We start from the raw sequence: 12,938 nt of genomic DNA on the forward strand, positions 1-12,938 counted from the left end.
CCTCAAGCACTAACTTTATAAAAGTGCTTGATGCGGTTGCGGTCTACCTTTTGCTCAGCATGCCACAACTCGTAGTTGTTTTGAAGGTTTACCCAAAACTGGGCTGTATTGCCGAAGGCTTCTGACAGTTTAATGGCCAACTCAGGACTAATGCCGGTATGCCCGTTAACAATGGCCGATAAGTTTGCCCTGGCCATCCCCAAACCCTCAGCCACCTCAGTAATGGTAAGTGCATGCTCAATGATAAACATCTCTTTCAGGATGATTCCGGGATGGTTTGGCGGTAATTTACGTTTCAACATACGTTTTTTGTTTTAATGATAGTCTGTGTAATCAACGTCGTAAACATTTCCATCTTCAAACCGAAAGATGATCCGGTAATTAGCAGTCACTTTTATCGACCAGAAATCTTTTAAATTACCGGTTAGTTTATGAACACCTAACCCCATTTGTTTGATATCATCTTCGGATGACACGGCATCCAGCATATCAAAAATTCGTGATATTTTGGTTAACTGACCGGCCGGCAATTTAGCTCCGCTCCCTGCAGTATAATACAACAGTAAACCTTTATGACGAATACTTTCGACCATTACACAAATGTAACGCGTTATATGACGCATTACAAGAATTTTGCCATAAACTTTTTAGCGTTTACATTTATCCGCACGTCTGTCACCGTAAGTATGCAAAGTCGAATATGGCAACCTGTTGGCGCCGCTATACAAGCCGCAGGCTTATGGCAGTATGAGCCCCACTTAAACCCTCCCTGGAAGGGAGTACTTTTAATTCAAGTGAATCAATAGCGAACTCTTTCCGCTACCGCAAGCGTCTCGCTTGTCGTTAACTCGATATTGTAATGAAAAAGTACAATACCTGTCAGCGGGCCATAAGCGGGACGCTTGCGGCAGCAAGCAACAGTAAAACTCTCACAGGTCAATCCGCCCAATTAATCGAAAACTCCGCCCTTCAGGGGGCCGGGGTGCTTGGCTGGGCGGCCCCTAAACGCCAGCGGCGTCAGATTTGTCTTTCGCCTGAACAGTTTATTGAACGACTGCGGGTAGTCGAAGCCCAGTTTGTAGGCAATTTCGGCTACGGAGAGGTCGCTGCCGGCCAGGAGTTGCTTGGCTTTTTCGAGCAGATGATCCTGGATGTATTGCTGGGCGCTGCGGCCCGACAGGTTGCGGAGCAAATCGCTCAGGTACTTCGGCGATTTGTGAAGCCTGCCGGCCAGATAGCCCAGCGTGGGCAGACCATCATCGGCCAGTTGCTGGTCGTTGGCAAAGTAGGCGGCCAGCAGGTTGTCTACCTCGCTCAGCAACTGGTGGTGGGCGGGTTTGCGGGTATTAAACTGCCGCAAATAAAACCGCTGACTATAATGCAGCAGCAACTCTAACTGCGAAATAAGCACCTCCTGCGTTAAGCCGTCAATCGAGGTATCAAGCTCCTGACTAATGTTGTGCACAATTTGGGTAACGGTGGCTTCTTCTTTTTCTGACAGAAACAAGGCTTCGTTAATGGCGTACGAAAAAAAGTTGTATGTTTCTATTTTGCGGGCCAGCGGGTGGCCCAGCAGCAGGTTGGGATGAAAGGCCACGCACCAGCCTTCTAACTGGTGCCGATCGGGCACGTTGGCCGTAATTTGTCCGGGTGCAAAAAACGACATCACGCCTTCATCATAATCATAATACCCCTGCCCGTACTGCACCTTGCCGCTCACCTTTCGCTTAAGCGCCACGCAATACAGGTTAAGCAGCAGCGTACGCGACCGCCCATCTGGACTGGCCGGGATATCTTCCATCCTAAACACATCAATAAGCGGATGCAACGGCGGCGGCAGGCCCAGGGTACGCCGGTGGTCGGTAATGGAATTAACGGGCTGAGGCAGATGTTGGCTCATGGGGTATAAAGATAAAGAGCGGTGCGCTTATTTTTAAACAGCGCACCGCAAATAAATTTACCGGTCAATAGTGGCCATGGTGTTGACATCGTACCTGTCGCCGGTGGGCGTACCTAAAGGCACAATGGCTTCCAGACGGTTCAACTCACTGGACGAGAGAGCAATATCTGCCGCAGCAATATTCTGTTCTACATACTTTACGCGCTTAGTACCGGGGATTGGTACATGCCCTTTGGCCAGCACCCAGGCAATGGCCAGTTGCGATGGCGTTACCTGTTTTTCGGCTGCTATTTTATTGATGGCCGTTACCAGTTCGAGGTTTTTATAAAACTGATCGCCCTGAAAGCGCGGGATGTGCCGCCTAAAATCGTCGGCCGAAAAATCGTCCGGATTTTTAATATCGCCGGTTAAAAATCCGCGTCCCAGCGGCGAGTAAGCCACCAGGCTGATGCCCAACTCATTCAGGGTATCGGTAATTTTAGCTTCCTCAACCTCACGCTCAAACAACGAATACTCGGTTTGCACGGCCGTAATGGGATGCACCTGGTGCGCCCTGCGGATGGTAGCTGCTGATACTTCCGACAAGCCGATGTAGCCCACCTTACCCTCTTTTACCAGCTGGGCCATGGCCTCTACCGTTTCTTCGATAGGCGTATTCGGGTCAAGCCGGTGCAGGTAATATAAATCAATATAGTCAGTCTGCAGGTTTTTAAGCGAGCGCTCGGCCGCTTTTTTAACGTAATCTTTGGAGCCGTTAAAGTTCCAGGTCAGCTGCTCGTCGTCGCCCACCTCATAACCAAATTTGGTAGCAATAATGTAGCGGTCGCGGTTGCCTTTAATGGCTTTGGCCACCAGCCGCTCGTTAAGCAGCGGGCCATACAAATCGGCCGTATCTAAAAAGTTGCCGCCCAACTCGAGCGAGCGGTGAATAGTGGCAATGGCCTCGGCCTCGTCGGCCTTGCCATAAATATCGCTGCCGGCCAGGGTGGTCATGCCCATGCAGCCCAAACCCACCTCGGGCACTTGTAAGCCTTCGCTTCCTAATTTTACTGTTTTCATGGTTTGTGTTTTTCTGTTGATACAAAGGTGAAGCTTTGGTGGCATGGCGGTGTGTCCGTAGAGCGGATTTTTGTATCCATAGACAAGCCTAAGCCAAGCCCCCCAGCCCCCTGAAGGGGAGGTTTTGATTAGCGGGGTGGACTTGGTCTGTCCTAAGTTGCGGCAAGCGTTCATATTATACTGAGTGCGCTGTTGAGTTTATTGTTGGCGGCGTATGATCAAGGCGATGAGCAGGAGCCTTGCAGCAGCTTAGCTGAACCCCTTTTTAACGCAAGTTTTAGCCTGGCTTATCATAATATAAAACTAACTTGAGTTGATGAATAGTTTAGCTCTGCACCTCTACAACCAGGAAGTTACAAACAAATAGGGAATAATTTTGCTTACTTAGCCATATAACAGTGCAGCCTGCACCAACGGTGACCATATGTTTTTGAAAAACTTTTCGTTTGAGGAAGTAATAACGCTCCTGGCCGATTCGCCTAACTTTTACCTGGTTCATATTGACAATCAGGATGAGTATGTTTACCTAAATCAGCATTTTATTAACCGCCACAGTACATTTTACAACAACACCGACGTCAGATCGGCAGCTATTGCGCTGCACCCTGATGATTATGACCTGAGTTTGGCTACCTATAAAAAATGCATGGCACACCCTACTCATACCTTTCCGGCCACGCTGCGCAAATTGGATGGCAAAGGCGGTTATATTATTACTTATTGGGAGTACAAAGCTAATATTTTGGCTGATGGCAGTATCAAGGGGGTTATTGGCATAGGTTACGATATAACGGCGTTTGAATCGCGTCGCGAACATATCCGGTTTTTAACCGACACGCTCACTAACGTGGCACGGCAACAATCGCATGATGTGAGGCGCCCCTTAGCTAATATTGCCGGGTTGATAGAGGTACTCAAAATTATGGCCGAAGACAATGAAGAACTACAAGCCGTTACCGATAAGCTGAGCCAAAGCTGCGATGAACTGACTAACGAATTTGACCTGTTTATCGTCAAAAACCTGTCGGACAGGTCTGCACCCGAATAACGTTTTCTTGCAAACCGTGTCACTCATTAACGATGAACGACGTTATACGCCAAGCGCAAGACCAAAATTTACTGACTCATTGATTTTGCAGAATCGAATAAAAGTATGCTTCTTAAAGTCCTCGCCTTCGGCCAGGATTTAGGTGGCGTTACTCTGCCGGCTCCCACAATTGTATTTTGTTGCCTTCGGGGTCGAGGATATGTACAAATTTGCCGTAGTCGAAGGTTTCGATCTGGTCTACTATGGTTACGTTTTCTTTTTTAAGGTCGGCCACCAGCGCTTCTAAGTTTTGCACCCGGTAGTTGATCATAAAATCTTTGTCGGACGGGGCAAAATACTGGGTATCCGCCGGGAAGGGGTTCCACTGGGTTAAACCTTTTTGGGCACTGTTTTCGGCATCGCGCCACTCAAAGGTGGTTCCGTAGGGTGTGGTATCAAAGCCGAGGTGTTTTTTATACCATTCGTTTATGGCTTTAGGGTTATGGCACTTAAAGAAAATGCCGCCAATGCCGGTTACTTTTTTCATTTTTTTAGCTTGATAGGTTACCACAGTAGTGTTAAATGCATAGCCCGCCAAAAACGAAGCGGCTACGATGATGGTAAGCGATATATATCTTTTGCTGTCTGTCATGTTAAACGTTTAACAGGTATCATCAGGTCGAGCTCAAAATAATCCCAGCGGCCAATAAGCGTTTTGTTCAAATACTCTTCGATGCCGGGCTGCGTGTCGCACTCATAATCACTATTAATCAGCCACCGGTCAAACAGGTAGTTAAAAGCCTGGCCAACCAGTTGCAAATTGCCCAATACCCTAACCACCGCATAAGTACATGCAGGTAAAGTGGTAGTGCTTATGGGCGCGCCATGGGCAGGTTTAAAAGCTGCCGGAAGCGTTATGCAGGCATCGTAACGATATTTGCCTTTGGGTGTCACCTCCGGATCATCGGGCGACATGCCAAAAATTGTCTGCGCCTCGTATACGCCATTTGCTTTGGCCCAAGCCACTAAAGCACTAAAAGCATCGAGCACCACACCTTCTTTAAACGCATTTGTAACCCTGATGTAGGCAACTCTCCTTTCGGGAAGCCGCCTGATGCTAACCTCGAACTCGCGGTTGCAATGATAGACATGCACTGCCAGTAAGTCTTTGCCAATCTTGCTGTTTTGCAATGCTTCGCCTTTTCGGTATGCACCCGGCGACACCTGAAAGTACCCGGTAAAAGCCCGCGTTAGCGTAGCCGCAGACGAATAACCGCAGGCAAGGGCAATATCCGAAATGGTTTTTTTAGAAAAGCGCAACAGGCGCGCGGCCTTTTCGCAGCGCGCACGGGTGGTAAACTGGTTTACGGTTTCGCCGGTAACCGACGTAAACACCCGGTGAAAGTGGAATGGCGAATAACAAGCTACATCAGCTAATTGCGCTAAAGAAACAGGCTCGTGGATGTGTGCCTGTATAAAATCGATTACTTTGTTAATTCGCGCCCTGTAAACCTCGTTAGCTAAATGCATGCCCGTACCGATAACTAATTATTGATAAGCTAAATAAGCATATTTTAAGTAAGTATTGCATGTGGCCTGCCTTTTTAAGCGCCGGTTTTTATGTATCGAAGAGCTTGCCAAAAGCAGCGGGTTGAATCTACTTGCTGCACTGCTACTTAACCTGTTCGCTGCCGAAAGCGTCCCGCTAACAGGATGTGCCGTTTTATAATAATAGCAGGCTAATCACAAGCCAGGAGGCTTGCGGTAGCGGGGAGGCTTTCGTGTATTAGTAAATCTATTATTGAACCGGTAAAATTGATAAATTAGCCTTATGACGCCGCTAAACAAAAGCTCCCTCTTTATGGGGCTCGGGGTAATGTCGATGAAAAAAATAAGCAACTTGAGCGACTGGGCTTTTAAGCCCGATTTTGATAATAGTACAGTTATCGAAACCAGCATCCACTTGATGTACCCCGACTACCGCACCATGCTGGACTTAGCGCCTGCAGAAAGAATAAAGAAAATTAAGCAAGACCAGCGGGACAAGTTAAAAAAACTGCTTGCAACCGGCTTTTTTCCATCGTTCACTATAATCAGCACGTCGAGAAAACCGAGGGGCATCAAAGCCCGTCATCCGTTTTTGGCATTAGCTGCAATTGCAGAATTGGACTTTGTAGGCAGTATTTTTATTAATCAGGTAGCAGGTGCGCGAAAGGTGCGCCATAAAAAGCCACTTTCCTTTTTTTGCGTAAAAATGACCGTGGCTGTAGCAATTGAAGGTTTTACCACCGGTATGCAAAAGGTGGAAGAACGGATGGTAATCGTAAAAGCCAAAACAGGCGAAGACGCCATTGCAAAGCTCGAAGAAACTAAAGAAAGCTACAGCCAGCCTTACTTAAACAGTGACGGCAGGTTGGTGAGCTGGAACATTGAGAGTTTCGACGATTATTATGAAACCGACATCAGGTCGGTACAAGACCTGAACAATCCGGACGGCGTAGAAGTGTACTCCCATTTAAGATCGCGTAAAATAAGGCCAAAAGAGTAATAACCGAATATTAAAAGCAATATAAGACTGTGAAAAATTGATAAATTAGCTGCATGACGCCATTAAAAAGACTAGGCCCTCAGGAGGCCGGGGGGCCAATATTCAAACTTAAAGACGCCTGGCACTGGGAGGATGCCCCTGCCCTTGCTACCGACCACGAAATGAATTCCTTTGAATTGGAAACCGGGCTGCTAATCCCGCCCGATATGCGAACTTTTTTTACATCCGTCAACGGTTCCAACGGCTACGACGACGGCCTCTTCGATTTTTACTCATTCGATGGATTTATGAGCGAAAACGAACCCGCTCCCAAACTTTACCATCTACCTTCTGCTGTAACCTCGAACAATACCCCAAACCATTGCTACGTTTTTGCTGATTACCAGGTTCACTTAATTGACTACCTCATTCAGCTTTATCAGCATCCAACCGCATCTAATGATATTTACATACGCTGCGGCCAAGAAATTAAATTAATGGCTCATTCGTTTAATGAGTTTGTTTCCTTGTGTTTGATGGATTCGCAAAAATTATTTTTTAACGATTGATGGGTTTTTACAAGCAAGATGTCAGTGATAAAAACGACCTGAAGCTGAGATGCTACAGACCCATCATCAATTTATAAAAGCAGGGTATTTGTCCTAAAATCAAGGGACTTAAAATTACGGATACACAGGTTGTCCAAAACATTAATCCCTCTGGTGGAAGGGGAACATTTTTGCCCCAAATAAATCTTGACATGACGGACAGTACAGCGTAAACCACAACGTTGAAAATCGAATACAATAATGGTTTGTACAGTTTGATGTTGTATAGGTGCTTAAACAACAATCCATACATTATAATAAACGGTATACCGTAAAAGATTACCCTCCAAAAGTTACACAAAATAGCACCACTAATATTGGCGCTAAAGTTTCTCGACTCCAAAAACAAAAGCAAAAAACAGAGAATACTTTCAACCAAAATGAGGCTTGTGTATAATATGATGAAGTTTTTCACTTTGTTCATCTCTGACCTTCTCTATAAATAGCTTATTGTATGCCTTTTTGTTAAATACGGTATATTTACACGTTAACCTATGAGTTAAAAGTGAATGGTTTAATTTAATAAAACTGTTTTACATGTAAGCAAACAGACTTTTACTTTCTGGTTGGAGGTCGGTGACACCGCCATTGCTGTCAAAAGAATTTAAATTTTAACGCCCCATTATAACAACTAAAGTTGGAATCCCGAAGCCTATTTAAAATACCGGCAGCAACTATCTGCCAAGTTAAAACATCATAAATTTAACTATTAGCAAATCAGTGCTACCACCAAAAACCACCTCAATTATTTTACAAGCCCTACGACCTGTCGGCATACGCCTCCTCCCCTTTACCCATCATCGACAAAATTATGATGATGAGCGAAAACTGCATGATGACGATGTTTAGAATCAGGTTTTCGCCGGCAGGGTTTAGGATGGGGAGTTTTGAATCCAGCAACCACCACTTAAGCCAGTCTAAAAGCAGGCTGCCGGCTACACCCAGTACTACAACAAGTAAGGGCTGCAGGTAACTAACTATCAGCTGGTTAAGCGTACCCCAGGTAATGAGCCAGGCAATGGTGAGGGTGGCTAAAACGGCTGCCATGTTTTGGTATAAGGTGTTGGGCGTGAGTAATGATGCAGTAGCTAACGCGGTGCCGTAACCCAGAAAATAAAGCAAGAAAAACGCGAACGGCAGGTACACATACGCCGCACCCGACTGTAAATATGGCCGATTGCTCAGTAACAGTCCCAAACTAAAAAACACAGGTGGCGATAACGCAGCCATCGCAGACAGATCGTCCGAAAAATACGTAGCCAGTGCGCCCAGTACGGTAGCTGCTAAAAGGTAAATGAGGGTTTTGGTTTGTCTAAGGTTCAGCTTCATCAATTAGTTAATGGTGTTTTGGTACCGGTGTTGTTCGTCAAATCCAGTTCGGCCTTAAAGCGAGCAGGGTCGTCTACATGCAGCAGCAGGGTACGCACACGGTAACGCTTGCCAAACAGGCCGTGCAATACGTGGTCGCGGTTTAGGTGGAGGATAATGTTGTGTGCCTCTAACTGCCCCAGCGGCGATAGTTTGCGGGTGCCCGCATCGGCCGGCAAATCGCGGCCCGACTGCTCCACCCGGCCAATGTGCTGGGTATGGATATGGGTTTGGGCCATGATGCCGTAACGCAACTGCAGTTGTTCGCCGTTGATACTGATCAGCCGTTTTGAGAGCGACCGCGCATAGCCAAAAAACTGCAGGGCGGTGTACACGCTCAGGCCCGACAATATCCAGGCGGCGGTATGGTTCCACCGGGCTACCAACAGGTGCATGGCCGCACTCTCTATCAAAATCAGGAAAATGAGGCAGCCCAGCAAGGCCGGGGTGCCGCTGTTTTGGTGATAAGTAAACTGGTTGCGGGCAGGCTTACCCGATTTCCAGTTGAAGATACCATAATAAATTACCGAAATTTCGGATGTTAGCGCGGCAGCCAGCGTGCGCGGCAAGGCGGCATAGCAGGCGTTTTTCAGCACGTCGAAAAAATCGCCCCCGGCAGCGCGACCCTGGCCAAACCGCCGGCGCACAGCCATAAACTTTCGTAGTACCAGCGTTAACGAGGCGATTTCCATCAGCGGAAAACCAAACAGCTTAAACAGGTGCAGCCACTGCTGATGCCCGGCCGGTACCAGGTACGATGCCGAAAACATACCCGCCATCACCAGCGGTGCGACGGTTAGCTTGCTTACCCTGGTTTTGTGAATGAGCCAGGCATAAATGAGCGGCACGGTTAATAGCAAATCGACCGTGATGGCGGCCGACAATGCTGACGGGTTTTGATGAAATACAGGCGATTTTACCAGCCAGACAATGGTTGCAAAAGCAGTGATAACAAAGCCAAAGGCGAAGTATGGGCGGTGATTGACGGCAGGTTGATGAGTCATGGTGGCGTGGGTCTAGTGCATGCGTTCAATATAGCGATTTAAATAGCAGCGGCATACTTTTGGCAGCGGTTTTCCTGTCTGGCGGTAGGTTAGTGATCACAAACTTCAGCCTATAAAGGCGTTAGGTTGCCGAGATAGCGGCTAATTTAAGTCATGAAGTTTATGATCAATGCTGTTGGTTTGGAGGTTTTTTATAATCAGGCAATCTTTAAAGATGGATTTCAGGCTGTCGATATTTGCGCGATTAACATAGGTTATTTTGCAATGGTTGAGATAATAAAGAAGCTGCTTAGCTTCGCTTAAATGTACGGGCGCGTTATAATCCTTAAAAACAGAAATGGTTTCGCTCTGATGAGGGCTTATCAAGATATCCCTTCTCGGCAATTTTGTGATATGGAGTATTTTAAATGCAGTGTCTAAAGCGTTGTCTAAAAAATAGCGTTGCCTGATAAGCAGATCCTTGTCCGGTTTAGCAATTTTTAGCGAAAAAAAGCTGGAAGTATCGCCAAAATGCAGATTGTAATCCTGCCCCGTAAATAACACTGCTGTTTTGTTCGTGAAGTTTATCACTTTCAGCTTAAACTCAATCACAGGTAAACTTTCAGACTGAGTTACGTCGGTGATTATTTTAATCGAATCGATCTTCATTAGCATACCTTGATCGATAGATGTATTACCCGAACAACTGCAAAACAAGGCGATACAAGTGATGTAAAAAAAATAGTGTAATGGCTTGTTAAATGTCATGTAGAAATGGCGGTTGCTTGGTATATAACGTACGATTTTTTTTAAGGGCGGTAAGTTGGTGTTATCAATCGGCTATCTTTTTTCTTGCCTTGCAGGAAGTTGGTGATAACACTATGAGTGTTGGGAAGATTTACTTATCCCCGCCGTCATGCCGACGACGGTCGGCATCTCACTCGCTAAGTAGTAAAATTTCGTATAAACGTCTTGGAGGTGGACCGCCTGGTAGGATGCTAAAATAAATTCAGCACGACTGTCATAAGTTTTTTACTGTTCCCAACACCAATGGTGATAACACCAACCTCAGGCTGCTTCCAGCATTGTTATGACGAGATTGGATGAGAAACCAAGAGCCATTCTTTTAAACACATTTCATGGCGAGGCACGAAGCCATCTTTTTAGGACATTCGCAGCGGGTATGACTGTGCTACAATTTAGCCTAAACGCTGGCTCAACTTAAAAAGATGGCTTCATACCTCGCAATGACGCGGTGGATTTTATTCACTCATTCACTCATTCAAAATTCACTCATTGGCTTTAGTTCTCTCATTGGCCTACCAACACCACGCCCCCGCCTGGCTGAATGGTAACCTCAGTAGTGCCTGTTTTTTTCAAAGTCAGGTCTTTAGCGTTAGTAACCTTGTCGCTGCCATCGGCATAAACTTTTACGCTTTGGCCGGATAGCATGGGCAGCTTTAAGTTGAGTTTGAGCGGGGCCGACTGCGCGTTGATGCCGGCTATGTACCATTTGCTGCCGTGGCGGCGGGCAATCACGGCGTATTTGCCGGGGTAGCCGTCAATGTAGCGGGTTTCGTCCCAGGTGGTAGGTACTTGTTTTATAAAGTCAATCTCGAAGGAGGGTACGTCGGTCAGGTTGTTGGGCGTGATACCGAACATCTGCACCGGGTTTTGGAACAGTACCGAGGAAGCCAGCTGGAAGGCATCGGTGGTCAAGCGTTTATTTTTGTCGGTGTTGCTTTTTACGAGGTATTTGTTGAGCAGCACGCCGCCAAACTCCATGCTGCCCACCGTGTTGCGGATAAACGGATGCATGGTGGCGTTAAAGGCTTCAGCCTCGCGCACGTTTTGCGAAAATATCAGGTTTTCGGAGGCTACCACGGCCTCGCTGCCCACATAGTTGGGATACATGCGTTCCCAGCCACGCGGCAAGGTGGTACCATGGAAGATGATCATTAGCCCGTACTCGTTGGCATCGGTCAGGATGTCTTCGTACAAGCGCATGGTTTCCTGCTTGTCGCCGCCAAAAAAGTCGACTTTGAGGCCTTTAACGCCTTGGTCGCGCAGCCACCGCATTTCGGCCTTGCGCTCAACCGAGGCATTCATGCGGTTGCGCGGACCCATCGGTGCATCGTTAAACGGCCCGTTTGAGTTGTACCACAAAAACACGTCTACGCCTTTGCTGTGGGCATATTTAATGAGTTCTTGCATGCGCTCCTTGCCTATGTTTTTATCCCAAAGGGCATCTATCAAAATGTACTGAAATTTAAGATCGGCGGCTAGGTCAATAAATTTCACTTGGTCGGCATAGTTCATGCTGGGGTCTTGCCAAACAATCCAGCTCCAGGTGCCTTTGCCGTAAGTGTATGGTTTTGAGGGGGCATACAGCGGTTCCACCACATCAAAAGGAATGGTGGTTTCGGTGATGGGTTTTAAATCGGTGCCCACGGTAATGGTGCGCCACGGGGTTACGCCGGGCAGCGCAATAGCTGCGCCGGTGCTGCCAAAGCCGTTATTTTGTTTAGGATCCGGATATTTAATACTGAAAGTACCATCGGCCGAGCCTTCGCTCAGTTGCGAGGCGCAATACAGGCTGCGCACGCCGGTTTCTGAAACCAGCACCCAGCCGCTGTTGCCTACGTGGAATAGTCCTGGAAACACGTAGCCATCGGCATGCGGCTTGGCGGCCACCAGCGGCGCGTCGGCCGTGTAAGGCGTTTCGTAGCTTGGCGTAGTGCGCGACCAGCCCGCAGTTGGCCCCATCATGGGCGCTAAAAAGCGGGTGGTTGTGGCCGGAAACTTAAAGCCCGTAGCCTCGCTTTGTATCACGCAGCTCAGGGTTTCTTTCCAGTTAGGCAGCTCGTACCTAAAGGCAATGTTATTATCGCTCACCTGGAAAACGATGCTGATTTTGCGCTGCTGCGCATTTTCCAGGTTGATCGTAAGCTTGTTAGCCGCATAATGCACCTGTGACACCTTAGCCCTATCGAGCGTGTATTGCTGGTCTACGTTACCTTCAGTTTTGCCTACCAATTTGAGGCCCGACGCAAAATCGCCTTCGTTACTTTGCAGCCCCAGCGGCGAGTTATCGAGCATGGTTTTGCCTTTATAGGTTACGGCATACTGGGCCTTACCGCCCTGCAGCCTGAAACTGAGGGCCGTTTGTTTATCAGGACTATATACGGTGGCATCCTGCGCCCAAAGCCGCGCCGTGCACGAAAGAATGAAGACGGATAACGCAAACGCTTTTTTCATGAAGTGGGTATAAGTGTGTTTTGTTGGTTAGGATTATGGTGCCAAGATAAGGGAAAATTAAGGCAATGAGCGAATGAGTGGGTGGTGAATGAGTGAATTTTCAAGTCAATGAGTGAATCTTGAATGAACGAATGAGTGAATTGACCGATCGAAATTTACTTTTGGCTCTTGGTTCTCCCGCCAATCCTGTCATTCCGAACGATAGAGA

Annotated in this window: 13 protein-coding genes; 3 read left to right on the plus strand and 10 right to left on the minus strand. The window is 47.3% G+C overall.

Translation table 11 applies throughout. The features are described from left to right. Positions 1 to 2: 2 nt before the first annotated feature. The 4 genes from AAGR14_RS13475 to AAGR14_RS13490 all read right to left on the minus strand — a co-directional run bounded on the left by AAGR14_RS13475 (position 3) and on the right by AAGR14_RS13490 (position 2,959). Positions 3 to 302 carry a HigA family addiction module antitoxin gene (locus AAGR14_RS13475; protein ID WP_342644742.1) on the minus strand — a complete coding sequence of 100 codons (300 nt, stop codon included), beginning with the start codon at positions 300 to 302 and terminating at the stop codon, positions 3 to 5. A 12-nt stretch (positions 303 to 314) separates the two neighbouring features. Further along, on the minus strand, positions 315 to 593 hold the full coding sequence (locus AAGR14_RS13480) for a type II toxin-antitoxin system RelE/ParE family toxin (RefSeq protein WP_342644743.1): 279 nt from the start codon (positions 591 to 593) through the stop codon (positions 315 to 317). 356 nt (positions 594 to 949) lie between these two features. After that, entirely contained in the window at positions 950 to 1,900 is a 951-nt protein-coding gene (locus AAGR14_RS13485) for a helix-turn-helix domain-containing protein (protein ID WP_342644744.1), read from the minus strand. A gap of 57 nt (positions 1,901 to 1,957) precedes the next feature. Beyond that, a complete protein-coding gene (locus AAGR14_RS13490; RefSeq protein ID WP_342644745.1) occupies positions 1,958 to 2,959 on the minus strand; it encodes an aldo/keto reductase in 1,002 nt (333 codons plus the stop codon). A gap of 424 nt (positions 2,960 to 3,383) precedes the next feature. Between AAGR14_RS13490 and AAGR14_RS13495 the strand changes: the two genes are divergently transcribed. After that, positions 3,384 to 4,007, plus strand: coding sequence for a hypothetical protein (locus AAGR14_RS13495; protein ID WP_342644746.1), 624 nt, complete (start codon positions 3,384 to 3,386; stop codon positions 4,005 to 4,007). A 148-nt stretch (positions 4,008 to 4,155) separates the two neighbouring features. Here AAGR14_RS13495 and AAGR14_RS13500 read toward each other — a convergent pair whose 3' ends face one another. Together AAGR14_RS13500 and AAGR14_RS13505 are read right to left on the minus strand one after the other, a co-directional pair. Next, the gene (locus AAGR14_RS13500; RefSeq protein ID WP_342644747.1) at positions 4,156 to 4,638 is read right to left on the minus strand and encodes a VOC family protein; all 483 of its coding nucleotides are present in this window, start codon (positions 4,636 to 4,638) and stop codon (positions 4,156 to 4,158) included. Continuing rightward, positions 4,635 to 5,516 carry a GyrI-like domain-containing protein gene (locus AAGR14_RS13505; protein WP_342644748.1) on the minus strand — a complete coding sequence of 294 codons (882 nt, stop codon included), beginning with the start codon at positions 5,514 to 5,516 and terminating at the stop codon, positions 4,635 to 4,637. The genes AAGR14_RS13500 and AAGR14_RS13505 overlap by 4 nt, the downstream gene beginning before the upstream one ends. A gap of 301 nt (positions 5,517 to 5,817) precedes the next feature. Between AAGR14_RS13505 and AAGR14_RS13510 the strand changes: the two genes are divergently transcribed. Then, positions 5,818 to 6,534, plus strand: a complete 717-nt coding sequence (locus AAGR14_RS13510) for a DUF4288 domain-containing protein (protein WP_342644749.1) — start codon at positions 5,818 to 5,820, stop codon at positions 6,532 to 6,534. A 53-nt stretch (positions 6,535 to 6,587) separates the two neighbouring features. Further along, entirely contained in the window at positions 6,588 to 7,082 is a 495-nt protein-coding gene (locus tag AAGR14_RS13515; protein ID WP_342644750.1) for an SMI1/KNR4 family protein, read from the plus strand. A 798-nt stretch (positions 7,083 to 7,880) separates the two neighbouring features. On the opposite strand, the gene AAGR14_RS13520 is transcribed toward AAGR14_RS13515, so the two are convergent. From AAGR14_RS13520 to AAGR14_RS13535, 4 genes are all read right to left on the minus strand, one after another. Further along, the gene (locus AAGR14_RS13520; RefSeq protein WP_342644751.1) at positions 7,881 to 8,450 is read right to left on the minus strand and encodes a hypothetical protein; all 570 of its coding nucleotides are present in this window, start codon (positions 8,448 to 8,450) and stop codon (positions 7,881 to 7,883) included. After that, entirely contained in the window at positions 8,450 to 9,493 is a 1,044-nt protein-coding gene (locus tag AAGR14_RS13525) for a hypothetical protein (protein WP_342644752.1), read from the minus strand. The genes AAGR14_RS13520 and AAGR14_RS13525 overlap by 1 nt, the downstream gene beginning before the upstream one ends. 141 nt (positions 9,494 to 9,634) lie before the next feature. Beyond that, positions 9,635 to 10,141: a hypothetical protein gene (locus AAGR14_RS13530; RefSeq protein ID WP_342644753.1), complete on the minus strand. Its 507-nt coding sequence runs from the start codon at positions 10,139 to 10,141 to the stop codon at positions 9,635 to 9,637. Positions 10,142 to 10,783: 642 nt separating this feature from the next. Beyond that, positions 10,784 to 12,730, minus strand: a complete 1,947-nt coding sequence (locus tag AAGR14_RS13535) for a glycoside hydrolase family 97 catalytic domain-containing protein (RefSeq protein WP_342644754.1) — start codon at positions 12,728 to 12,730, stop codon at positions 10,784 to 10,786. Positions 12,731 to 12,938 lie beyond the last annotated feature (208 nt).

This window comes from Mucilaginibacter sp. CSA2-8R (genome assembly GCF_038806765.1).
In the GTDB taxonomy this organism is placed as follows: Bacteria; Bacteroidota; Bacteroidia; order Sphingobacteriales; family Sphingobacteriaceae; genus Mucilaginibacter.